Genomic DNA, 22,448 nt, shown 5'->3' on the forward strand with positions numbered 1-22,448 from the left:
TCATGCCAGGGCGACATGACGCCACACGCACAACGTGTCTCGGCCCTATCCCCAGGCCTGGCGCATCGAGCGCGCGCGACGCGTGCGGCGGACCTGGACGATGATGCCGACAACGGCCAGGGCCAGCTGACCGACGTACCAGAGCGGTTGGTCGACGACCGCGAACTGGGTGTCGCCGTACCGGTCGAGGTCGACCGTGCCGAGCAGCAGCATGAGCCCGCCGACCGCGGCGCTCGAGCCGGCGAGCGCGCTGACGACGACGAGCACAAGATCGGGCATGTCGGTGACGACGGCGATGAGCCCGAGGACGATGCCGCCGGCCACGCCCACGGCCATGACCATCCACGGCTCGTCGACGCCCAGGGCGCCCGCGACGCTCCGCCCGACCACGAATCCCATCGAGGCGAACCCGAGGACGACGGCGATCGAGAAGAAGGCGAACGTGAGCCAGGAGAAGACCAGTGCGAGGACGACGGCGACCACCCAGGCCGTTGTGGTCGCGAGGTACCCGTCGCCGGACATCTCGGCCACCACGACCGTGCCGAGCCCGAATCCGATCAGCGCACCCCACAGCGCAAGCAGGATCCGCATGGCTCCGCGCCCGCGGAAGCACAGCAGCAGGCCGATGACGAGGGCGAGCGCACCCACGACGACGTCGTTCAATCCGGTCTCCGTCCCTCTGGCGATGGGGTCGGCCGCCCTGCAGTCGGGCAGCCGTTCCAGTGTCTCGCGCTCGGTTCCGCCGGTGGGGTCGGCCTGCTGCCTGCTGCCCGCTGCCCGCTGCCCGCTGCCCGCTGCCCGCGCTACGTGCTCGCAGGAACGAGCCGCTCGAGGAGGTCGCGTACCTTTGCGAGCCGCGGAACGTCGTCCTCACGGGCAAGCACGGCGCCGTCGGGCCCGAGAAGGAAGAACGTCGGCGTCTGCGTGACGCCGAGAGCCTCACCGAGGTCGAGGTGCTGCGTGACCTCGAGCTCGACGTGCCGCACGCCGGGCTCCCTGTCGGCCACCCAGGAGAGCAGGCCCCGCGTCGACCGGCACGGAGCGCAGAAGTTCGACGAGAACTGCAGGAGCGTGGCGCGCGTCCCGAGCCGTCCGCGGATGCCGAGCAGCTCGGCGGTGAGGACGGTCGTCCCGGCCGGTGGCGTGCTCATGCGATGTCGTGCTCCTCGTCGACGGGCGGGCGGGCGCGGATCGCGCTCCCTCAGGGTCAACCGTCAGGGGCGACAGGAATTCCTCGCGAGGAGAACGCCCGGTGTGGGTCGGACCGGTCAGCTGACCCAGGCGAATGGTTCGAGCTCAGGTTGCTCGGCTACGTCCTGTACTGACCAGTTGATTGCTGTGTTGTACCCCGTGATGTGCCACGTGTCCCCGTCCGATAGAAGCTGGGTCCTGCGCGTGTCGGCCCAGGACGTGATGGCGAGTGCGGTGCAGGTTGGCGTCGCACACCGCGGGGTCCCGTAGGTGATCTCGTGCTCGACCATGAAGGTCGGTTCGAATCCCGGTTCCGTATAGACGGACACGTCGGTGACTTCGACCCTGAGGTCGGTGACCCGGGGCTCGTCAGGAAAGCCCACAACCTCGTCGAGATCGGGTATCAAATGCGGATGATCGATGCCCTCCATGCTCGGCGAAATGTAATGGTGGATCGGCAGCAGACCGTAGGCCTCGAGGCCGTCTGCGACCTGGTCGGAGAATCCTGGGGAGAAGCGCCATCTGTTCCGGCTGATCCAGTCACGCAGGTCGCGAGGCCGATCACTACGTCTCACCTCGGAGTCGACCGCTTCCTCGACGACGAACTGCGATGCGTGAGCCACGGCGCCGTCGGCCAGGGCGAGCAACTCGTCTGTGTCGGCTCCCTCAACAGTGAGTCCGTCGGGCACGTGCATGAGTGGCGAGTCCTCCGCGATCTCGATCGAGACGTAGGGGCCAACGTCGTCCTCGTCGACCGGCCCGCGAGCAAAGCTCGGACCCAGCTCTGACGTGTGACCGTCGGGAAGCCGTAGTTGTGCGGCCTGCCGCTGGGTGCGGCTGAGGGTGTCCTTCGGTTGTGTCCACTCCCGACCGACCTCGACTGCGGCGGTCTGCCCTTCGAACCTCACGATGGAGTCTGCCTCGGCACCGATTGTCGTCGACGCGTCGACACCCATCACGACACCGGACCCGGAATCGTCGTCGCCTCCCGGCGCACCGCCGCAGGCACCGAGCAGAAGCGCGACCGCCGGCACAACTGCGGACGTGGCAGCACGGCGCCGTCGCCGGGACGGCCGTGGCGCGGTTGGGACAGACGGGTGCTGCTCGACGGTCACGTCGGTCTCCTCGATCGTTCGGCGTCGGGGGGACGTCCGGACCGGTCGGGGGTCGCCGGCGCGTTCAGCGTATGAATGACGGCGACGCGCCGTACCGGTTCTCCACAAGCGCGGTCGGAGCAGCCCTGACAGGTGCGCCGGAGGATCGTCGTCGTCGGGCAGGTCTCGTCCGGTCGCGGTCCGAGTGGGCACGACTGCCCCTTCCGCGGACGCGCGACATCTGGTTGATTGCGTGCTGCCGAGCCTCCTGATCAACGACTGCCCGGGACGTTCGGCGTCGCGCTCGTTCGTCCGCCGTTGCGACCCGCCCCCGCCGGCCGCACCGACCTCCGTCGCACCCGTCGACGCTCCCTGCACCCGCATGCACACACCACGAGGTCGCCATGTCCCGCACGCTGTCCCCCCGCACGCCCGCCCCACGCCTGCTCGCCATCGTCCCCGTACTGCTCCTCGGATCCGCCGCGCTCGCCGCCTGCGAGGGAGGAGAAGTCGTCCCACCCGTCGAGGGGGTCGAGGCGCCCCCGACCGCCGAGGCGCCGGCCACGGACACGCCGACGACCGACACGCCCACGACCGAGTCCCCGACGACCGAATCACCCCCGACCGAGGACACGCCCACCGATTCCGAGCCCCGGTCCGACGACCCCGCCTCCGTGTCCGTCGACGAGGTCGAGTGGACGGCCTGGGAGCTCGAGCGCCGTGGCCGCCCCGCCCCGACGCCTCCCGCCGCGTACGACGAAAACTCCGAGGCGGGAGCGATCGCCGCCGCCGAGTACTTCATGGAGGTCCTCGAGCACGGGTACGAGACGCTCGTCCCCGACACGCTGGCCGCCCTCTCCGGCCCCGACTGCACCTACTGCTCGGGCCGCATCGACGCATGGACGACCTGGTCGATCCGCGGAACCTATGACGAGGACTTCGAGGCCGAGGTGCACTCCATCGTGCCCGAACCTGGGGACACCGACTCGGAGTGGGGCGTCATCCTTGAGCTGACCGAGCCCGAGCGGACGATCGTGGACAGCGTCGGTGGCTTCGTGGAGACTGTGAGGCCCTACTCGTCCATGCTCGCCATCGGGATGCGGTGGGACGGACAGGGGTGGGTCTGGGAATCGGGCGTCCAGATCTGAGGCTGCCTCACCCGGCCGACGACGACGAACCCCGCCTGCGCTCTCGAGCGACCGTGCCAGGAGGCGCGCCTCAGCCGCACTCTCGACCGACGCGCGGCGTGCACCAACCGCAGTCTCGGCGTGCACGAACCGCAGTTTCGATGACGCGGGTGGCGCTGAACCGCACTCTCGACCAACTTGGGGCGCGCACCAACCGCAATCTCGACGACGACGAACCGCAATCTCGACGACGCGACGGCGAAGGGGCGCCCGGCCGAAGCCGAGCGCCCCTTCACGTCGAAGGATCTGGGTCAGGCGTCGCCGCCCGCGGTGCCGGACTGGCCGGCCTTCGGGTTGAGCAGGTCGTACTTCTCGATCGCCTCGCGGACGACCGAGGCGTCCATCGAGCCCTGCTTGACGAGGGCCTGCAGCGCCTTGACCACCATCGAGTGGGAGTCGATGAGGAACTGCCGGCGGGCCGCCGGGCGGGTGTCGGAGTAGCCGAAGCCGTCCGCGCCGAGCGTGTGGTAGTCGCCCGGCACCCACTGGCGGATCGAGTCCTGCACCTGGTGCTCGTAGTCGGACGTCGCGATGAACGGGCCACCGGCGCCGTCGAGCTTCGTCGTCACGTACGGGACGCGCTGGTCCTCGGGGTTGAGGAAGTTGTGCTTCTCGACCTCGAGGGCCTCGCGGCGCAGCTCGTACCAGCTGGTGACGGACCAGACTCCGGCCCGCACGCCCCAGTCCTGCGCGAGGATCTCCTTGGCGTGCTCGGCCCACGGCACACCGACGCCGGAGGCGAGCAGCTGCACCCACGGGCCGTCGCCCTCGGCCGCCGAGATGCGGTGGATCCCCTTGAGGATGCCCTCCACGTCGACGTCCTCGGGCTCGGCCGGCTGCTGCAGCGGCTCGTTGTACACCGTGAGGTAGTACAGCACGTTCGGGTCGCGGTCGTCCTCGCCGTACATGCGCTGCAGGCCGTCGCGGACGATGTGCCGGATCTCGTAGCCGTACGCCGGGTCGTAGTGGACGAACGCCGGGTTGGTCGAGGCCAGCACGGGGGAGTGGCCGTCCATGTGCTGGGTGCCCTCGCCCGCGAGCGTCGTGCGGCCCGCGGTGGCGCCGATGACGAACCCGCGCGCGAGCTGGTCGCCGGCGGCCCAGAACTGGTCGCCGGTGCGCTGGAACCCGAACATCGAGTAGAAGATGTAGACGGGGATCATCGGCACGCCGTGGGTGGCGTGCGAGGTTCCGACGGCCTGCAGCAGCGACGCCGAGCCGGCCTCGTTGATGCCGGTGTGCATGATCTGCCCCTGCTCGGACTCCTTGTAGGAGAGCATGAGCTCGGCGTCGACCGGCGTGTAGTTCTGGCCGTAGGTGTTGAAGATCTTCGCCGTCGGGAAGATGGAGTCCAGGCCGAAGGTGCGGGCCTCGTCCGGGATGATCGGCACCACGTGCCGGCCCATGCCCTTGTCCTTGATGAGCTCCTTGAGCAGGCGGACGAACGCCATCGTCGTGGCGACCTCCTGCTTGCCCGAGCCCTTGGCGAGGACCTCGAACGGCTTGTCGCCCGGCATCTCGAGGGAGGGCTTCGGCTCGCGCCGCTCGGGCAGGTAGCCGCCGAGCTGGCGGCGGCGCTCGAGCATGTACTGCAGGGTCGGGTCGTCGTCGGCGGGCCGGTAGTACGGCGCGTCGTAGGGGTCCTCGAGCTGCTCGTCGCTGATCGGGATCCGCATCGAGTCGCGCAGCATCTTGAGGTCCGCGACCTGCATCTTCTTCATCTGGTGCGTCGCGTTGCGCCCGGCGAAGTGCGGGCCCAGGCCGTAGCCCTTGACGGTGTGCGCGAGGATGACCGTCGGCTGGCCGGTGTGCTTCGTGGCGGCCGTGTAGGCGGCGAAGATCTTGCGGTAGTCGTGCCCGCCGCGCTTGAGCGCCCAGATCTGGTCGTCCGTCATGTCCTTGACGAGGGCCTTCGTGCGCGGGTCGCGGCCGAAGAAGTGCTCGCGGACGTAGGCGCCGTCGTTGGCCTTGAACGTCTGGTAGTCGCCGTCGTTGGTGGAGTCCATGAGGTTGACGAGCGCGCGGTCCTTGTCCGCCTGCAGCAGCGCGTCCCACTCGCGGCCCCACACGACCTTGATGACGTTCCAGCCCGCGCCGCGGAAGAACGACTCGAGCTCACGGATGATCTGGCTGTTGCCGCGGACCGGCCCGTCGAGGCGCTGCAGGTTGCAGTTGACGACGAACGTGAGGTTGTCGAGCCCCTGGTGGGCGGCGAGCTGGAGCATGCCGCGCGACTCGGGCTCGTCCATCTCGCCGTCGCCGAGGAAGGCCCACACGCGCTGGTCGGAGGTGTCCTTGATGCCGCGCTCGGCGAGGTACCTGTTGAACCACGCCTGGTAGATCGCGCCCGAGGGGCCCAGGCCCATCGACACGGTGGGGAACTCCCAGAAGTCCGGCATCTGGTGCGGGTGCGGGTAGCTGGGCAGGCCCCGCCCGTCCTCGCGGTGGCTGTACTCCTGGCGGAAGCCGTCCATGTCGGCCTCGGACAGGCGGCCCTCGACGTAGGCGCGGGCGTAGTTGCCCGGCGAGGCGTGGCCCTGCCAGAAGATCTGGTCACCGCCGCCCGGGTGGTCCTTGCCGCGGAAGAAGTGGTTGAGGCCCACCTCGTACAGGGTGGCGACCGACGCGTAGGAGGACAGGTGCCCGCCGACGGCGACGTCCGGCTTCTGGGCCCGCGCCACCATGACGGCGGCGTTCCAGCGGATCCAGCCGCGGTAGGTCCGTTCGACCTGCTCGTCGCCGGGGAAGTAGGGCTCGTTCTCGACGCCGATGGTGTTGACGTGCGGGGTGGTGAGGTTGCCGGGGACCGCGATGTCCCGGCGCCGCGCGTGACGCAGCAGGTTGAGCAGGATGTACCGGGCCCGCGGACCGCCCCGGTCGTCGATGAGGCCGTCCAGGGACTCGAGCCATTCGGCGGTCTCGTCCTTGTCGATGTCCGGTACCTGGCTCAGCAGGCCGTCGATCAGCGGCCGACCGTGATCAGTGGCAGTCACGTCATCTCACTTCCCGGGTGTGTGCGCCGAGAACGTCCGGCGCCTGCATATGGGCCCGACCATCGTAGGCCGCCCCGTGAGTCGCGGCCCACCGCTTCGCCTGCACCCGAGGAGGTGAGATGCCCGATACCGTGCGGGGTGACGAGTCGCCGAGCCGGTTCGTCGACGCGGCCCCCGGGACCCCGGGGGCGCATCGGTCGGGCGCGAGCCCGGGGAGGAGCAGTCGGGCTGTGCACGCCAGTGCGTACGAGGCAGTCGCCGGAGCGTTCGCGCCCGGCCAGGTCGTCCAGGAGTTCTGGTGGGACGACGACGCCGACGACGGGCTGAGGCAGGCCGTCGAGAAGCAGACGGGCACCGAGCTCGTCGACGAGAACCACTCCGACGTGTGCGACGGCGCGATCATCTGGTGGCGCAAATCAGACGCGGAGGAGGGCGACCTCACCGACATGCTCGTCGACGCCCAGGCCAACCTCGACGACGGCGGCACGATCTGGGTGCTGACCCCGAAGCCGACCTCGCCCGAGCACGTGGGCCCGGCGGACATCTCCGAGGCCGCGCAGATCGCCGGCATGAACGCCACCTCGGCCGTCTCCGCCGGCGCCGAGTGGTCCGGCACGCAGGTCGTCTCCCGCTCGCGCGGGAAGTAACGGGGTCGAACGCCCGACGACGACGCCCGGCGCGCGGTGGGCGGGCGTCGTCGGCGTGGCGCGGCTCGTGGCCGGTCGACCGCAGGACGGCCCGGCGCCGCGCGGCGCCCGTGCGGTTCGGCGCCGCCCGGGACCGGATCCGATACGGTGTGCCGACTGCATGACGGGAGCGGGGGTCCCGCCTCCCGACGTCGACGGCGACGATCGGAGTACTCGTGAACTCGGTGATCCTTGCGGTGATCGGCATCGCCATGGTGCTGGCCGGCTACGTCCTCTACTCCCGGTTCCTGGGGAGCCGTGTCTACCGGCTCCGGCGCAGCTTCGTCACGCCGGCGCACGAGATGGAGGACGGGGTCGACTTCGTCCCGACGAACAAGTTCGTGCTGTGGGGGCACCACTTCACCTCGGTCGCCGGCGCGGCGCCGATCGTCGGCCCGGCGGTCGCAGTGATCTGGGGCTGGCTGCCGGCCTTCCTCTGGGTCACGCTCGGCACCGTCTTCTTCGCGGGCATGCACGATCTCGGCGCGCTCTGGGCGTCGGTCCGGAACAAGGGCCAGTCGATCGGGACGCTGTCCGGCAGGTACATCGGTGCCCGCGGCCGCAACCTGTTCCTCGTCGTCATCTTCCTGCTGCTGCTCATGGTCAACGCGGCCTTCGCCGTCGTCATCTCCGATCTGCTCGTCGCCACGCCGACGGCGGTCATCCCGGTCTGGGGGGCGATCCTCGTCGCGCTGGTCGTCGGCCAGGCGATCTACCGCTGGAAGCTCAACCTCGTCGTCGTGTCGATCATCGGCGTCGTCGCGCTCTACTCGCTCATCATCCTCGGTGACAACTTCCCGATCGTCCTGCCCGACAGCATCCTCGGCCTCTCGCCGGAGGCCTTCTGGGTGGTCGTGCTCTTCCTCTACGCCGGTGTGGCCTCGGTCCTGCCGGTGTGGGTGCTCCTCCAGCCGCGCGACTACATCAACGGACTGCAGCTCTTCATCGGCCTCGGCATCCTCTACACGTCGGTGCTCATCGCCTCGCCGGAGCTGGTCGCCCCGGCCTTCAACAACGACGTCCCCGACGGCACCCCGAGCATCGTCCCGCTGCTCTTCGTCACGATCGCGTGCGGTGCCATCTCCGGCTTCCACGGGATCGTCTCGTCGGGCACGAGTGCCAAGCAGCTCGACAAGGAGACGGACGGACGGTTCGTCGGGTACTTCGGTGCCGTCGGGGAGGGCCTGCTCGCGCTCGGTGCGATCATCGCCACCACCGCCGGCTACCGGACGCTCGCCGACTGGGAGGCCGTCTACTCCGCCTTCAACGAGGGCGGCGTGGCCGCGTTCGTCGAGGGCGGCAGCGGCATCATGAACGCCGGCCTGGGCATCCCGTCGGGACTCAGCGCGACGATCCTCGCCACCATGGCTGTGCTGTTCGCGGCCACGACCATGGACACCGGGATCCGGCTGCAGCGATTCGTCGTCCAGGAGTCGCTCGAGCTCGCCGGTCTCCGCCTCGGCAAGGCGATCGCGACGGTCGTCGTGCTCGCCGTGGGCATGGGCCTCGCGTTCGGCGCGGGCGCGGACGGCACCGGTGGCATGGTCATCTGGCCCCTGTTCGGCACGACGAACCAGCTGCTCGCCGGGCTCACGCTGTCCATCATCGCCGTCATGCTGCTGCGCAAGCGGCGCCCGGTCCTCCCTGTCCTCATCCCGCTCGTCTTCGTGTTCGTCATGTCGCTGTACGCCGCGATCGTGCAGGTGGGCACGTTCTACAGCTCCGGCAACTGGCTGCTGCTGGTCCTCGACCTCATCATCATCGTCGCCGCGCTCTGGGTGATCCTCGAGGCCACGCTCGCGATGAGCAGTGCCCGCCGGAGTCCCGCCGAGGTCGACGAGGACGAGCCGTCGGTCGCCGCGGGGAGTGACGCCGGCCGATGACCGACGCCTCCTCGGGACGCGGCGCCGCGCGGTCCCGGCTCGCAGCGGGCCTGCGCGAGTTCTACGTGGCGCCCTACCGCCGGACCTTCGCCCGCGCGCAGCGCGACGAGGACGACCTGTTCATGATGATCGTGCTGGGCGAGATGCTCGGCGTGCCCAACCCGGCGAGCTACTACACGATCGAGCTGGTGCCCGTGATGTACGAACGGTTCCACGACTGGCACCGCCGCATGGGCATGGATCGCTCACCGCTGGACCACCTCTCGTGCTGCTAGAGCTCGCCGCCGGGCGACGCGTGCTGTTCGTCGGCGGCAAGGGCGGCGTCGGCAAGACCGTTGTCGCCTCCGGTGTCGCACTGGCACAGGCGCGTGCCGGCCGTCGTGTCCTCGTCGTGTCCACCGACCCGGCCCACAACCTCGGCCACCTCTGGCAGGTGCCGGTGGGCGACCGGACCGTGGAGCTCGCGCCCGGGCTCGACGGGCTCGAGATCGATCCCGGCCGCACGACCGACGAGCACCTGACGGCGGTGGGACACACGATGCGCCGCCTCATGCCGGAGCACCTCTCCGGCGAGGTCGACAAGCACCTGGCCCTTGCCCGCGACGCCCCTGGCACCCACGAGGCCGCCGTGCTCGAGCGCGTCGCCGAGGTGCTCGAGGACACCGACCACGACCTCGTCGTCCTCGACACCGCGCCCTCCGGTCACACCTCCCGGCTCATGGCACTGCCCGAGATGATGACCGCGTGGACCGACGGACTGCTGCGCAGGCAGGATCGGTCCGCGCGGTTCGGTGCGGCCCTGCGCGGCTTCGACGACGACGGTGCGTCCGAGAGCATCGTCGGCACGGGTACCCGGCGTGATCGGCGGGCCGAGCGCGACCATGAGGTGCGGCGCATCCTGCTGCGGCGGCGCACCCGGTTCGCCCGGTTGCGCGACCTGCTCACCGACGCCGACCGGACCGCGTTCGTCATCGTGCTGGCAGCAGAGCGACTTCCCGTCCTCGAGACGATCGAGCTCTACGGCCAGCTCCTGCGATCCGGTGTCCACATCGGTGGGCTGGTGGTCAACAAGCGTTCGCCGGGCGACGCGTCGGGACTGCTCGCGCGGCGGCGCGCGCAGGAGGAGCTGCACCTCGACACCGTGCGTGAGGCGCTGCCGCACCTTCCGTTCGTCGAGCTGCCGCTCCTGCCGGAGGACGTCGTCGGCGCGGAGCGGGTGGCGAGCTTCTCGGAACTGATCGCGGCGGCGGGGAAGGACGCGGGGAGCCGATGACGCGCGGATGTCCGGCACGGCCCGGTCGGCGGGTTCGCCGAGCCCGGGCGGTTAGGCTTCGCCTGGGCCCGTAGCTCAGCTGGTCAGAGCGCCGCGTTTACACCGCGTAGGTCGCCGGTTCGAACCCGGCCGGGCCCACCACTTGCCGGTTGCTCCCGTCCGCGGAGTGGACGCAGGCACGCGGCGCACCCGCGAGGCCGGTCAGGACTGCTTGCGCGAGCCTCCGGCGATGAGCGCGATCGCGATCGCCATCATCCAGGAGTCCTTCGCCAGCGACGTGCCCTCGCCGGAGGGTCGCACGCCGTCGGCGACCGTCTTCTCCGGGTCGCGGAAGTAGATGCTGAGCAGGCCGGCCGAGAAGCCGGCGAGCGCGAGCCCGGCGAGCCGGTTGGGGACGAACGGAGCGAGCAGCGCGCCACCGACGCCGATCTCCCCGTAGCTGAGGAGCTTGCCGAACTGCTCGGGCTCCATCGACCCCAGCGGCGGGATCCCCTTCGCCGCCTCGGCCTGCACGTACCCGGCGGTCTGCTCGTCCATCCCGAGCTTCCCGATCCCCGAGTTGAGGATGAAGGCGCCGGGGATTGCGCGCAGGGCGATGTTCGCGAGTGCGTTGAATGCCATGGGTCTGCCGATCTCCCGTTCAGTGGATGTGCGGTCGCTTCACACTAACCGTCGCTCCCGCGTTCGTCGGCGCCGCTCAGTCCGGCGGCTCGAGCGGTGACAGCGTGGGCGAGTAGTTGAACAGCCGCAGCCGCGCGGTGCCGCAGCAGCTGGGTGAGCCCGCAGCGGGATCCAGGTCGATCGTCGTCAGGCTCGCCGGGAGGCTGTGCACCGTCCGGTCGGGGTCGAGCCCGACGGCGGCCCGCAGGTAGGCACGCATCGGCCCGCCGTGCGTGACGACGAGGACCGAGGTCGCGCCGCGCGCATGGGCTGCGCGTACGGCGTCGTCGACGCCGGCTACCACCCGCCCGGTGAGCGCCTCGAAGGCCTCGGCCCCCGGAGGCCGGTAGCTGCCCGCACGCCACCCGGCGTACCGGTCGGGGTCCGCCTCGCGGACGTCGGCCGACCGGCAGCCCTCCCACTCGCCCAGGTGCGCCTCGTTGAGGCGTTCGTCGACGGCGTCCGGCGTCGTCCCCAGCAGCTCGGCGGTCTCGCGCGCCCGCAGGAGCGCGGCCGAGACGACGTGCTCCGGTGCCATCCGCCGCACGGCGCCCGCGAGCGCGCGGGCCTGCTCGCGACCGGTGGGGGAGAGCCCGATGTCGCGCTGTCCCTGGAGGCGCCGCTCGAGGTTCCAGGCCGTCTCGCCGTGCCGGACGAGGAGCAGCCGCATCAGGCGTTCCCGGTCGTCGCGGGTGCGCCGACGACCACGCCGTCGGGGCTGAACACGGCGTCCGGCGAGTCGGGGAGGACGAGGCGCACGTCGTCGCCGGGGAGCATCGGTGCGGGCGCCGCGCGGACGACGCTCATCCGGCCAGCGCCCGGCACGTCGACACCCACGACCCACCGGTCGGCCAGCGGCGCCTGGTCGGCGAGGACGCCGGACAGGGAGAGCGACCGGGCGTGGGCGTCGTCGTCGGGCTCCGGGGTCTCCAGCGCCACCGAGGTCGCGCGGTACATCGCGTGAACGCGCTCGCCGTCGGCCGGCCCCGCCGGCGCCGGGCCGAGGTCGATGCCGCTCGCGCCGTGGACGATCCGCCCGGCGGAGACGCTGCAGGCGACGACGTTGGCCGGGGGAGTGCCGATGAAGGTCGAGGTGAAGGCGGTGCGCGGGGTGCGGAGCAGCTCGAGCGGCGTGCCGAACTGCTCGATCCGGCCGTCCTTCATGAGCACCACGTGGGTGGCCATCGTCATCGCCTCGACCTGGTCGTGGGTGACGTACACGCTCGTGGCGCCGGTCGCGCGGTGGATCCGCATGAGCTCGCTACGGGTGTCGACGCGCAGCCTGGCGTCGAGGTTGGACAGCGGCTCGTCGAAGAGGAGGATCTCCGGCTCGGGGGCGATCATCCGCGCGATCGCCACGCGCTGCTGCTGGCCGCCGCTGATCTCGCCGGGGTACCGGTCGGCGAGCTCGGTGATGCCGAGCAGGGCGAGGACCTCGGCGACCCGGGCGCGGCGCCGGTCGGCTCCCCACTTCGCCACCTTGAGCGGCCAGTCGACGTTGCCGCGGACCGTGCGGTGCGGCCACAGCGCGTAGGACTGGAAGACGAGCCCGGCCCCGCGGCGCGAGGCCGGGACGTCGACGGTCCCGTCGCCGCGGGCGACCACCCGTCCGCCGAACGCGATCTCGCCGCCGGTGGGGTCCTCGAGCCCGGCGAGCATCCGCAGGGTCGTCGTCTTGCCGCACCCGGACGGGCCGAGCAGCACGAGGAAGGAGCCGGCCGGCACCTCGAACGAGATGCCGTCGACGGCGGCGGTGGGCCCGAAGTCCTTGCGCAGCCCGGTGACGCTGAGCGTCCCCGAGCCGGGTGTCCCCGCGGCGCCCTCGCGGGAAGAGGTGCCGGTGGTCGGCGTCGTGCCCGTCGGCGCCCCCTCGGTGGAGGCTGCCTCGTCGGTGGCGGGTGAGTGGTCGGTGGCGGTGTCCGGCACGCGGGGTCCTTCGGTCGGTCGGGGGAGCGGTCGGCCCGGGGCGGGCGGCGGTGTCATGAGTCCGTGGTCCGGGCGGACCAGGGCTGGGTAGTTCCCTCGAGCCGGCGGGCGAGGAGGGTGGCCCCGACGGAGAGGGCGGCGATCACCACGGTCACGGCGTTCGCGAGCTGGGTGAAGTTCTCCGACGAGTACTGGTAGGTGAGCACGGCCAGCACCGGCAGTGCGGGGGTGGCGAGGAGCACGACGAGCGAGAGGTCGCGGACCATCTGGACGAACACCAGCACGCCGCCGGTGAACAGGCCGCGCGCCGTGAGCGGGGCGATGACGGAGCCGAGCCGACGGAACAGGCCGGCTCCCGCCATCGTCGCGGACTCCTCGATGTCGGTGGAGACCTGGCTCATCGCCGCGGTGCCCGAGCGGACGGCGAACGGGATCGTCGCCGCGATGCCCGCGAGCACGAGGAGCGCGAACGTGCCGTACAGGCTCGGCAGCGGCCCGATCGGCGCGCCGAACTGGGCGATGAACGCGGCCCCGAGGGCGATGCCGGGGATGAGGAACGGGAGGAAGGAGACGACGTCGAGGGAGCCGACGAGCCATCTCGGCCGGCTCGAGCGCGTGACGACGTAGCTGATCAGCAGGCCGAGGACGCCCGCGCCGATCGCCACGCACACCCCGAGCGCCACGGTGTTGCCCGTCGCGTCGATGATCTGGGGGTTGTTGAGGATCCCCGGCTGGCCCTGCGCCATCGACGGGTCCGACCCACCGACCCAGTAGTGCAGCGTGAAGCCGGACGTGAAGTCGTTGGTCCGCCGGGTCAGGGAGCTGAGCACGAGGACGAGTCCCGGAAGCACGGTCGTGCAGGCGACGACGAGCCAGGCGAGAGCGCCCACCGGGCCGGCGAACCGGCCGAGCACGACGCCCCGGCGCCGGGCGCCCTTGCCCGTGATGGTCGCGAAGCTGCGGCGGCGGGTCACCTGCGAGGAGGCGTACATGATCATCGCCGCGACGACGATGAGGACGAGCGCGAGCACGTAGCCGCGCGCGGTCTCGCCGGTCGTGATCGACCCGTACAGCCGGGTCGACAGCGTGTGGAAGCGGACGGGCAGCCCGAGCAGGGCGGGGGTGACGAAGTTCGAGACCCCCTCGGCGAACGCGAGCAGCGCGCCCGAGACCATGGCCGGGGCGACGGCGGGCAGGGCGATGTCCTTCGCGACCCGCAGAGTGGAGGCACCGGTCATCTCGGCGGCCTCGACGAGGTCCCCGCCCACGGACGCGAGGGCGGCGGCGATGAGCATGAAGGACAGCGAGAAGTAGTGGCCGGTCAGCGTGAGGGCGACGGGGACCGGGCCCCAGGCGAGCCAGTCGGGCACGGCGATCCCGAGGTTCCACAGCAGGCCCGTCGAGCCGCCGACGAGGTCGTTGCGGAACACCGACTCCCAGGCCAGGGCGAGCGCGAAGCTCGGGAGCGCGAACGGGATCGTGGCGAGCACTCCGAGGATCGAGCGCCCCGGCAGGCGCGTCATGACGACCACCCAGGCCAGGAACCCGCCGACGACGGTCGAGAGCACCGCCGTGGCGGCCCCCATGAGCAGCGAGTGCCCCAGGGGCCGCCACAGCAGATTCTCCGAGAGCGGGGAGGCGAGGACGTCGGTCCACGCCTCCCGGTTGCCGGGCATGAGCGTCGTGTTGACGAGCCCGACGAGCGGGGCCACCACGAGGACGACGAGGACGAGCAGCGTGCCCAGGCCGAGCACCACGGTGGGGCGGCGCAGCGCGAGCCGGAGCCGGGCGGTGGCCCGGCGGCCTCGGCCGTCCTGCGTCGTCCGCGGGTCGGTCCGGTCCGGGACGGGGTTCGCCGTCGTCATGGTGGTCCCCTCGAGGTCGATCGTCAGCCGAGGGTGATGAGGAAGTCGGCGACGTCGGAACGGATCTCGGCGGTGGCCTCCGGGTCGATGTCCCAGGCGGCGAGCTCCTCCATCGAGACCGCGCCCTCGGGTGCGTCCATGTCCTCGCGGACCGGGTAGTCGCCGGCCACGTAGAACGGCTCGTAGCCGGGGCCGCCGGTCGCGGAGTCGTCGCCCATGAGGAAGTCGATCGCGAGCCGCGCCGCCGCGGGGTTCTCCGCTTCCTCGACGACGCCGAGGTAGGCGGGGAACGTGATGCCGGTGGCGGGCTCGGTGCCGGTGGAGACCTGGAGCGCCCAGCCCTCCTCCTCGTTGTCGCGGCGGTCCGAGTAGGAGGTGAAACCGACGGGCGGGTCCTCCTGGCCGGTCGCCCCGACGGCGGCGTTGACGTTGTCCGTGTCGTCGACGAGGACGAGACCGTTGCCGTAGAGGTCGGAGATGAACTGCTGGCCGGCGTTCTCGATCCCGTCGTCGAGGGTGAGGGCCTCGCCGGTGTGGGCCTCGTAGGCCTCGGCCATCGCGTCGGACTGCGCGACGATCTCCGTCATGAGGTCGAGGTAGTCGCCGCGCACGGCCGGGTCGACCATGACGACGCGCCCGTTCCACTCCGGCTCGGTCAGCTGCCACAGGTTGGTGATCGGGCTGCCGTCCGGGAAGGCCTCCTCGTTGTACATGAGCACCTTCGTGGACAGCCGGTTGGCGAGCAGCGGGGCGGCGTACTCCTCGGGGACCGAGTCCGCCACGCGCTCGGGGACGTAGTTCGTGAGGATGCCGTCCTCGAGGAGCTCCGTGAGGACGACGGGCGCGTCGGAGATGTAGGCGACGTCGGCCGAGGGGGAGCCCGCCTGAGCCTCGGCCTGGAGGCGGGTGATCTGCTCGGTCGAGGAGATGTCGTGACCGACGAAGTCGATCTCGGGGTACTCGGCCTCGAACGCCTCCTCGACCTGGGCGATGCGGGACGTGAACGAGTAGACGGTGACCTCACCCTCCTCGATCGCCTGCTCGACGAGCTCGTCGTGGCTGAGCGAGTCGAGCTCGTCGGCGGCGGAGGTGTCGGCCTCGCCGGAGTCCTCGGCGGCCTCGGTGGTGCCCCCGCCGCAGGCGGCCAGGGTGAGCAGGACGGGCAGGGACAGGGCGATCGGGACCAGCTTCTTCGTGCGCATGAGGAGTCCTTCGGGGAGTTTTCGGGCAGGGCGGGGCAGGGACGGGTGCGGTGGGAGGTGCGTGGAGCCGGGCTTTGCCGGCGTCGAGGGCGTCGGCGCGGGCGTCGCCGGGGACGGGACGACGGCGGGGTGAGGCTCAGTCGAAGTCGGACATGAGCCCGTCGAGGGCGTCGAGGGTCGGGAGCAGGGCGGCGTCGTGGCGTCGGGCGATCGTGAGGACGAGCGCGTTGGCGATGGCCATCGGCACGCTGAGGGAGGCGAAGCCCTCCTGGTGGCCGCGGGGCGCGGACAGGACGGTCGATGGGGCCGGTGTCAGGGTGTGCAGGGTGTCGGTGACCAGCGCGGTGGTGGCACCGACCCGCTCGGCGTGGGCGAGGAGCTCGACCAGGTGCCGGGGCGGGCGACGGAAGGCGAAGGTCAGGACGGTGTCGTCGGCGCCCATGGTGAGGACCCGCTCGGCGACGTCGCGGCCGGTGCCCTCGACGACGACGGTGCGGATGCCGAACCGGCGCAGGCGCCGTTCCATGAGCTCGGCGAGGACGGAGGCGTTGCCGCGGGCGAAGAGGTAGGTGGTGCGCGAGCCGACGATCCGGTCGGCGAGCGCGTCCAGCTGGGGCTGCCGCACGTGCCGGCACAGCTGGGCCAACGTCTCCAGCTCCGTGGTGAGCAGCTGCTCGAGGACCGACTGCTCGCCGGTCTCCTGCAGCTCGATCCGGAAGCGGTCTCCCGCCCCGGCGTTCGCGGACGCGTGCGACTGCCGGAGGTCGTCCCGCAGCCGGAGGTAGCCGTCGTACCCGAGGCGCTGGGCGAGGCGGGTGGCGGCGGCGGGGTGGACGCCGGCCCGGCGGGCCAGCTCCTCGCCGCTCCACAGGGGTGCCTCGACCGGGTACGAGAGCAGCTCGTCGACGAGGATGCGGTCCGACGGGGTGAGGTCGTCCCGATGCGCGTCGACGTGGTCCTGGAAGCTCACGGATCCACCGTATCCGCAAGAAACATTGCTGAGAAGCGAATCTGTGCAAGTTCTCTTGCTGTTCGCCGGATGGTCATCCGGCGTTCCGTCCGGGACCGCATGCGTGAAGACTGGGGGTATGAGTACGCCTGCCAATCTTGTCATCGTCACGCTCGGAGTCGGCGACCTCGCGCGGAGCATCGACTTCTACCGCGCGCTCGGGTGGGAGCAGCGCGGAGATGCCGACGCGGGGATCACGTGGTTCCGCACGTCCGGGACGTGGGTCGGACTGTTCGGCCATGCGGACCTCGCCGCTGACGTCGGCCTGGTGCCGGACCCGCCGCCGGTGTTCCGGGGCGTCACGCTGGCGCTCAACGTGAACTCGCGCGAGGAGGTCGATTCCGCGCTCGCCCACGCCGTCGGGGTCGGTGCCCGCCTCGTCAAGGAGCCCGAGGTGATGGAGTGGGGCGGCTACTCGGGCTACTTCGCGGACCCGGACGGCCACCTGTGGGAGGTCGCGCACAACCCGTTCTTCCCCGTCGCCGAGGACGGGACGATCGACATCCCGGCGTGAGCGCTCGCGGGTGCGACGCGCGAGAGGTTCCGACTTGTGGTGGGTGCGGTCTGGGGCGGCCGTCTTCGATGGACGTTCAACGTCGTTGATTCGGATGCCGCCGCACGTCATTGACATGCACATGTGATGCGTTCATCGTATGTGCATGTCACTTATCCAGGTGCGCAATGTTCCCGAGGAGCTGCACCGCCGTCTCAAGGAACGTGCGGCGCGGGAGGGGGTCACCTTGTCCGACCTCGCTCTCGCCGAGCTGGCCCGTTCGGTGGAGCGTCCGACGCGACGGGAGCTCATCGAGCGACTGGAAACTGCCGCTCCCAGTGACTACCGGGGGGAGAGTGCCGCAGAGTCCGTGCGTGCGGAGCGGGACGCACGGTGATCGTGCTCGATGCCTCCGCGGCGGTGGAGCTGCTGCTCAACCTTCCGCTCGGGGCCGAGGTGCGGCGCCGACTCGACGATCCGGGCGTCCAGCTGCACGCGCCGCACCTCCTCGTCGTGGAGGTGCTGCAGGTCCTGCGGCGACGTGAGGCGGCCGGTACGTCGACGCACGAGGAAGTCGCCGACGCCGTCGATTTCCTCGAGATGCTGGACGTGACCTATCACGATCACCTGCTGTGTGCGCGCCGGGTGTGGGAGCTTCGTTCCAATCTCACTGCGTACGACGCGACGTACGTCGCCCTGGCTGAGCTGCTCGACGTTGCGCTTCTGACGTCCGACGCCCGACTCGCGCGCGCCCCGGGCCACCACGCGAGGATCGACCTCCTTCCGACGTGACCGGGCGCCCTCTCGTCACACGTGGTCGTCGGCGCCGAACGTCCTCGTGACGAGGTCGGTGTCCATGTACTCGCGGACCGTGCGGATCGCGCCTGCGCCGTCCAGGTCGAGGACCCAGCAGTAGTTGTTGTCGTACGCGCGACCGTCGGGCGTCCGGCTCGTTCCGGTGTGCTCGACGACGACATGGTCGCCGTCCGCCATGATCCGGTGCACGGTCGTGGCGGAGTCGACGTCAAGGGTCTCGTCGACCGCGCCGAAGAGCTCACCGACGACGGCGTCCTTCCCGACGAACTCGTGCGACCACCGCTCGACGCCCATCCATCGCCAGGTGACGTCGTCGCGCATCGCGTCGATCAACGGGCGGCGATCGCCTCGGGCGAGGGCGGCCATGATGTCGGCGACCTGCTCCCGGGTCCCCATGTCGCGTCCGTCCCTCGTCAGACGGGCCGAGCCGCGAAGACGCGGAACCGGTTGCCGTCCGGGTCGCGCATCTCGATCCAGCGGACGCCGTCCTCCTCGCGCTCGGCGACCCGCTCGGCACCGAGCTCCTCGGCGCGGTCGGCCACCTCGTGCCAGGCGGCGTCGTCCTCATTCCCGATGTCGAGCGCTACTGGCGCGGGGCCGGTGGCGACGTCGTCGGACCGTTCGATGATCCACGTGATCGGGCTGACCTCGTGGTCGAGGTCGAGCATGACGAGGTCGTCCGTGGCGCCGTCAGCGATGGGGAGCCCCATGAGCTCGGACCAGAAGGTGCCGAGCCGGCGTGGGTCGGGCGACAGCATCGACATCATGCCGATGACCGGAGTGGTGCGTGCGGCGTTCATGCGGACTCCGTCGGGGTCGGGCGGTGCGGCGGTGAGTGGTCGCGGGTGTAGGACGCGATGACGACGCCGCTCGCCGTGGTCGTCGTCGCTGCGAGGCGGAAGTGAGCGAGCGTGCTGCGGTCGCCGAACATGCGTCGGCCGGCCCCGAGAAGGACCGGGAAGACGAGGAGGTGATACTCGTCGACCAGGTCGAGCTCCGCGAGCGCCCGGACGAGCTGCCCGGACCCGAGCACCAGGAGGTGGCCCTCCGTCCGCGCTTTCGCCGCCTCGACGGCAGCCCCGAGCTCGCCGTCGATCAGCTCGGTGCCGGCCCATCGGAGCTCCGTACGGGCGGCGGTGCGCGAGACGACGTGCTTCGGCATGGCGTTCATCGCCGCCACTGCGGGAACGCTCTCGTCGGCGCCGGACCAGGCGGCGTGCAGGATCTCGTATGTTCGCCTGCCCAGCAACAGTCCGCCCGCCTCGGTCGTCGCGGCGCTCATGAACGCGTCGACGGTGTCGTCGCTGGACGGTGGCACCCAACCGCCGTGCACGAACCCGCCCGAGGGGTCCTCGTCGGCCGAGAGCGGCGACTGGATGACGCCGTCGATGCTGACGAAGTTGACGACCCTGAGGGTGCCTGTCACGACGCCGGCCGGTAGCGGGTGAGGACGACACCGGAGCGGAAGGACCGGGTCTCCAGCAGCTCGAGCCGGGGGACGACGTAGCCCTCGGGGAACAGGCGCCGCCCGCCGCCCTGCACCGCGGGGTAGGTGAACAGCCGGTACTCGTCGACCAGGCCCGCGGGGACGAGCGCGTGCACGAGGCTGATGCTGCCGGTGCAGACGATGTCCTGCCCCTCGGTCTCCTTGAGCGCGCGCACCTCCTCGACGGGGTCCCCGGCCAGCACGACCGACCGGTCCCAGCCGGGGTCGGTCATCGTCGAGCTGACGACGTACTTCGTCACCCGGTCGAGCGTCTCGGTCACCCCGGTGCGGTCGTCGGTCTGCTGCGGCCAGTAGCCGCGCATGTCCTCGAAGGTCTGCCGACCGAACACCACGGCGTCGCTCGTGGCGTCCTGCCGGGCCATCTCCTCGATGAGGTCGTTCTCGTCCTGCTCGGCCTCCGGCGAGAACCAGGGCCCGAGCATCTCGATCGAGCCGTCCAGCGTGACGTTCTGCGTGACGATGAACCTGCGCACGTGTCCTCCGATCGTCGCGGGCGGCGTCGTCGCCCCGGAGGCACGAGCCTGGTGCATGTCTGCTTGGATGACCAGGAGTGTTCGGGCAGGAGCGAACACGTCGGTAACGGGACGGTCGAGCGCGGCAAGGGGGCGAGCGCGATGCTGCGACTCCGGCTGCGCCCCGGGGAGCTCGCTCAGATGGAGGTCGGTGCCGCTCCGGCTGTCCTGCCCGAGCTCGCCGACGCGGTCCGTGCGCCGCGGCGTCGCGACCCGGGTCGCGACGCTGGTCCCGTACGACCGGAGGACGCCGCGCTGCTGACCGCGCTTCTCGCCGATCCGTGCACACCAGCATTCCTCCAGCCGACCGCCACGGACCCCGCGGAGGCGGTCGACGAGATCTGCTCCGTCCCGCGCGAGCAGGTCGCCCGCGACCTCGCCGACAACGTCGCGGCGGGCTTCCCGCCGCCGCCGTGGCTCGCGGAGCTGGGCGGGCGTGGCCCCGCGGGCACGCGCATGCGTCGTCGACTGGGGCACTTCCTCACGCGGGTCCTTCGGACGTTCGACGAGCACCTCGCCGCGGCCGCGGCGTCGCGCGCACCTCGGTGGGCCGCGGGGCTGGGGGCGGTGATCGACGAGGAGGGCCCGGCGTCCGCCGTCGAGCGCCTCGGGCCGTGGGTGAGGCTCCGGGACGGGGTGCTCGAGGTCGACCTCGTCTCCGGCTCGGAGGTCGACGCCGACTCCACGGGAGGCGGGATCCTCGTCATGCCCACGCTCGCCTCCTCGGCAAGCGTGACCGTCAGCAGCACCGGGGCGCGGACCGTGCTGTTCGTCCCGCTCCCGGAGTCGCCCGGACTGCCGGCGTCGGGTGGCTCGTCGGACGCCCTGGCCCGGCTGCTCGGGGAGACCCGAGCGGTCGTCCTCGCCGAGGTGGCCAACGGCCCGATCCGGGGTGTGCGCGCCCTCGCACGGGCGCTCGACCTCGCGCCGGCCACGGCCAGCACCCATCTGCGTGTGCTGCGCGACGCAGGGCTCGTCACGGTCCGAGCCGGCGCCCTCGGCGCGTCCGGCCACGTCGTCACTCCCCTCGGGCACCGCCTCCTGCGTGGCGGGTGAGTGACGGGCCGCCGGCCGGCCCGGTCGCCACGCGCAGCGCCTGCCGGATGAGCACGGCCTGCAGGGGGAGCCGTCCGTAGGCGATCGCGCGCGCGGGGGCCGACCGGTGCCGCCAGTCCCATGCCATCTGCAGGTTCGCGGGGAACACCGCGACGAACAGTGCCGCGGCGGCGGTGCCACCGAGCTGCCGCGTGCGCGGCGCGGCAAGAAGGGCGGCGACCGCGAGCTCGGCGACGCCGGAGGTGTAGGTGTACGCCCGGGCAGAGCCCGGTAGCTGCCTCGGCACGATCTGGTCGAACGGGCCGGGCGCGACCAGGTGCGTGGTGCCCGCTGCGGCGAGAAGTGCCGCGAGCAGGTGCGCGGAATGGGGGCCGCTCACCGGTACACGCCGGCGAGCCAGCTCTCCCACCGCGCCGACTCTGCCGCGGCGTCGACGTCGGCGAACAGGTAGTGGCCGAATGCGACCGGCATGCCCATCACCGTGTTGTTGTGGAAGCGGTAGAGCCCGTCATTCGCCCGCACCCCGACGAAGTCGTCGGTCGGGACCACCCAGTCCACGACGCCCTCGATCGGGTCGAAGCCCGCGGGGGTCAGCGTCACGCGGTCCCCGACGGCGAGCGGACCCGTCACGCCGAGCGCGGCGGCGACGGGCGCCCAGGACTCGGCCGACGTCTCCGACTGTGGGCCCTGCCCCGTGACGAACACGCCCTGCCGGTCGGCGAAGTGCGTGAGGTACTGGGTGAGGTTGACCATGTAGAGGTCCCAGCCGTAGCCGGTCATCGTCTCGAAGTCGTACTCGCCGCCCCAGTCCTCGCCGAGGAAGCCGCTGTGGACGAACGTCAGCACCGTCGTCGAGTCGTCGCGACCCTCGACCAGGTACTCGAAGGCGTGGAAGGCGCCGTCGGGACCCTCCGGGGTCCGGACGTACAGGCGCTCGCCCTCCTGCCGCTCGACCTGGGTCCCCGGTGCCTCCACGGCATCGGGGTCGGGCGACCATGCCCGCTGGCCCTCGCGGGTGGCCACGGCGTGCCACACCTGCTCCGGGGTCGCCGGCAGCACGACCTCCTTGCGGATCTCGAAACGGTCGGACATGGC

The 22,448-nt window shown here is 71.3% G+C and carries 25 protein-coding genes and 1 tRNA gene; 10 read left to right on the forward strand and 16 right to left on the reverse strand.

The features are described 5' to 3' along the window. Window positions 1-45: 45 nt before the first annotated feature. The 3 genes from AC24FB_RS13940 to AC24FB_RS13950 all read right to left on the reverse strand — a co-directional run bounded on the left by AC24FB_RS13940 (window position 46) and on the right by AC24FB_RS13950 (window position 2,306). Complete coding sequence (locus AC24FB_RS13940) at window positions 46-663, reverse strand: hypothetical protein (RefSeq protein ID WP_425713239.1); 618 nt, start codon at window positions 661-663, stop codon at window positions 46-48. Between the two features lie 140 nt (window positions 664-803). Continuing rightward, the gene (locus tag AC24FB_RS13945; RefSeq protein WP_425713240.1) at window positions 804-1,151 is read right to left on the reverse strand and encodes a TlpA family protein disulfide reductase; all 348 of its coding nucleotides are present in this window, start codon (window positions 1,149-1,151) and stop codon (window positions 804-806) included. Between the two features lie 117 nt (window positions 1,152-1,268). Further along, window positions 1,269-2,306, reverse strand: coding sequence for a hypothetical protein (locus tag AC24FB_RS13950; RefSeq protein ID WP_425713241.1), 1,038 nt, complete (start codon window positions 2,304-2,306; stop codon window positions 1,269-1,271). A 383-nt stretch (window positions 2,307-2,689) separates the two neighbouring features. Between AC24FB_RS13950 and AC24FB_RS13955 the strand changes: the two genes are divergently transcribed. Continuing rightward, window positions 2,690-3,433: a DUF6318 family protein gene (locus AC24FB_RS13955; protein ID WP_425713242.1), complete on the forward strand. Its 744-nt coding sequence runs from the start codon at window positions 2,690-2,692 to the stop codon at window positions 3,431-3,433. Between the two features lie 290 nt (window positions 3,434-3,723). Here the strand turns inward: AC24FB_RS13955 and aceE are convergent, their stop codons facing one another. Beyond that, window positions 3,724-6,465, reverse strand: a complete 2,742-nt coding sequence (gene aceE, locus AC24FB_RS13960) for a pyruvate dehydrogenase (acetyl-transferring), homodimeric type (RefSeq protein ID WP_425713243.1) — start codon at window positions 6,463-6,465, stop codon at window positions 3,724-3,726. 230 nt (window positions 6,466-6,695) lie between these two features. Between aceE and AC24FB_RS13965 the strand changes: the two genes are divergently transcribed. The 5 genes from AC24FB_RS13965 to AC24FB_RS13985 all read left to right on the forward strand — a co-directional run bounded on the left by AC24FB_RS13965 (window position 6,696) and on the right by AC24FB_RS13985 (window position 10,448). Beyond that, the gene (locus tag AC24FB_RS13965) at window positions 6,696-7,112 is read left to right on the forward strand and encodes a DUF3052 domain-containing protein (RefSeq protein ID WP_425713244.1); all 417 of its coding nucleotides are present in this window, start codon (window positions 6,696-6,698) and stop codon (window positions 7,110-7,112) included. Window positions 7,113-7,327: 215 nt separating this feature from the next. Beyond that, the gene (locus AC24FB_RS13970) at window positions 7,328-9,034 is read left to right on the forward strand and encodes a carbon starvation CstA family protein (protein WP_425713245.1); all 1,707 of its coding nucleotides are present in this window, start codon (window positions 7,328-7,330) and stop codon (window positions 9,032-9,034) included. Further along, a complete protein-coding gene (locus AC24FB_RS13975) occupies window positions 9,031-9,309 on the forward strand; it encodes a cory-CC-star protein (protein WP_425713246.1) in 279 nt (92 codons plus the stop codon). The genes AC24FB_RS13970 and AC24FB_RS13975 overlap by 4 nt, the downstream gene beginning before the upstream one ends. Continuing rightward, window positions 9,300-10,307, forward strand: coding sequence for an ArsA family ATPase (locus tag AC24FB_RS13980; protein WP_425713247.1), 1,008 nt, complete (start codon window positions 9,300-9,302; stop codon window positions 10,305-10,307). The genes AC24FB_RS13975 and AC24FB_RS13980 overlap by 10 nt, the downstream gene beginning before the upstream one ends. Before the next feature lie 64 nt (window positions 10,308-10,371). Beyond that, a tRNA-Val gene (locus AC24FB_RS13985) sits at window positions 10,372-10,448 on the forward strand. 60 nt (window positions 10,449-10,508) lie between these two features. Here AC24FB_RS13985 and AC24FB_RS13990 read toward each other — a convergent pair. The 6 genes from AC24FB_RS13990 to AC24FB_RS14015 all read right to left on the reverse strand — a co-directional run bounded on the left by AC24FB_RS13990 (window position 10,509) and on the right by AC24FB_RS14015 (window position 16,930). Next, window positions 10,509-10,928: a hypothetical protein gene (locus AC24FB_RS13990; protein ID WP_425713248.1), complete on the reverse strand. Its 420-nt coding sequence runs from the start codon at window positions 10,926-10,928 to the stop codon at window positions 10,509-10,511. A gap of 76 nt (window positions 10,929-11,004) precedes the next feature. Continuing rightward, window positions 11,005-11,637, reverse strand: a complete 633-nt coding sequence (locus AC24FB_RS13995; protein WP_425713249.1) for a histidine phosphatase family protein — start codon at window positions 11,635-11,637, stop codon at window positions 11,005-11,007. Continuing rightward, entirely contained in the window at window positions 11,637-12,743 is a 1,107-nt protein-coding gene (locus AC24FB_RS14000) for an ABC transporter ATP-binding protein (protein ID WP_463653453.1), read from the reverse strand. The genes AC24FB_RS13995 and AC24FB_RS14000 overlap by 1 nt, the downstream gene beginning before the upstream one ends. 203 nt (window positions 12,744-12,946) lie before the next feature. Beyond that, window positions 12,947-14,758: an ABC transporter permease gene (locus AC24FB_RS14005; RefSeq protein WP_425713251.1), complete on the reverse strand. Its 1,812-nt coding sequence runs from the start codon at window positions 14,756-14,758 to the stop codon at window positions 12,947-12,949. A gap of 23 nt (window positions 14,759-14,781) precedes the next feature. Continuing rightward, complete coding sequence (locus tag AC24FB_RS14010; protein WP_425713252.1) at window positions 14,782-15,960, reverse strand: ABC transporter substrate-binding protein; 1,179 nt, start codon at window positions 15,958-15,960, stop codon at window positions 14,782-14,784. A gap of 136 nt (window positions 15,961-16,096) precedes the next feature. Beyond that, window positions 16,097-16,930 carry a MurR/RpiR family transcriptional regulator gene (locus tag AC24FB_RS14015; RefSeq protein WP_425713253.1) on the reverse strand — a complete coding sequence of 278 codons (834 nt, stop codon included), beginning with the start codon at window positions 16,928-16,930 and terminating at the stop codon, window positions 16,097-16,099. Window positions 16,931-17,048: 118 nt separating this feature from the next. On the opposite strand from AC24FB_RS14015, the gene AC24FB_RS14020 reads away from it, so the two are divergent. From AC24FB_RS14020 to AC24FB_RS14030, 3 genes are all read left to right on the forward strand, one after another. Then, a complete protein-coding gene (locus tag AC24FB_RS14020) occupies window positions 17,049-17,483 on the forward strand; it encodes a VOC family protein (protein WP_425713254.1) in 435 nt (144 codons plus the stop codon). A gap of 145 nt (window positions 17,484-17,628) precedes the next feature. Then, window positions 17,629-17,859: a FitA-like ribbon-helix-helix domain-containing protein gene (locus AC24FB_RS14025; RefSeq protein WP_425713255.1), complete on the forward strand. Its 231-nt coding sequence runs from the start codon at window positions 17,629-17,631 to the stop codon at window positions 17,857-17,859. Continuing rightward, on the forward strand, window positions 17,856-18,254 hold the full coding sequence (locus tag AC24FB_RS14030) for a type II toxin-antitoxin system VapC family toxin (RefSeq protein WP_425713256.1): 399 nt from the start codon (window positions 17,856-17,858) through the stop codon (window positions 18,252-18,254). Before AC24FB_RS14025 ends, AC24FB_RS14030 begins: the two co-directional genes overlap by 4 nt. Window positions 18,255-18,269: 15 nt before the next feature. On the opposite strand, the gene AC24FB_RS14035 is transcribed toward AC24FB_RS14030, so the two are convergent. The 4 genes from AC24FB_RS14035 to AC24FB_RS14050 are packed head-to-tail and all read right to left on the reverse strand — an operon-like array spanning window position 18,270 to window position 20,258. Further along, window positions 18,270-18,674 carry a nuclear transport factor 2 family protein gene (locus tag AC24FB_RS14035; protein WP_425713257.1) on the reverse strand — a complete coding sequence of 135 codons (405 nt, stop codon included), beginning with the start codon at window positions 18,672-18,674 and terminating at the stop codon, window positions 18,270-18,272. A gap of 17 nt (window positions 18,675-18,691) precedes the next feature. Next, window positions 18,692-19,078, reverse strand: coding sequence for a VOC family protein (locus tag AC24FB_RS14040; RefSeq protein WP_425713258.1), 387 nt, complete (start codon window positions 19,076-19,078; stop codon window positions 18,692-18,694). Further along, window positions 19,075-19,704 (reverse strand): dihydrofolate reductase family protein, encoded by a 630-nt coding sequence (locus AC24FB_RS14045; RefSeq protein WP_425713259.1) that lies wholly within the window; start codon window positions 19,702-19,704, stop codon window positions 19,075-19,077. The genes AC24FB_RS14040 and AC24FB_RS14045 overlap by 4 nt, the downstream gene beginning before the upstream one ends. After that, complete coding sequence (locus AC24FB_RS14050) at window positions 19,701-20,258, reverse strand: dihydrofolate reductase family protein (RefSeq protein ID WP_425713260.1); 558 nt, start codon at window positions 20,256-20,258, stop codon at window positions 19,701-19,703. The genes AC24FB_RS14045 and AC24FB_RS14050 overlap by 4 nt, the downstream gene beginning before the upstream one ends. A gap of 141 nt (window positions 20,259-20,399) precedes the next feature. On the opposite strand from AC24FB_RS14050, the gene AC24FB_RS14055 reads away from it, so the two are divergent. Further along, a complete protein-coding gene (locus AC24FB_RS14055; RefSeq protein ID WP_487560300.1) occupies window positions 20,400-21,353 on the forward strand; it encodes an ArsR/SmtB family transcription factor in 954 nt (317 codons plus the stop codon). Here AC24FB_RS14055 and AC24FB_RS14060 read toward each other — a convergent pair. Together AC24FB_RS14060 and AC24FB_RS14065 are read right to left on the reverse strand one after the other, a co-directional pair. After that, window positions 21,316-21,732, reverse strand: coding sequence for a MauE/DoxX family redox-associated membrane protein (locus tag AC24FB_RS14060; RefSeq protein WP_425713262.1), 417 nt, complete (start codon window positions 21,730-21,732; stop codon window positions 21,316-21,318). The genes AC24FB_RS14055 and AC24FB_RS14060 overlap by 38 nt on opposite strands. Then, a complete protein-coding gene (locus AC24FB_RS14065; RefSeq protein ID WP_425713263.1) occupies window positions 21,729-22,445 on the reverse strand; it encodes an SRPBCC family protein in 717 nt (238 codons plus the stop codon). Before AC24FB_RS14065 ends, AC24FB_RS14060 begins: the two co-directional genes overlap by 4 nt. Between the last annotated feature and the right edge of the window lie 3 nt (window positions 22,446-22,448).

It is taken from the genome of Georgenia sp. Z1344 (genome assembly GCF_057652375.1).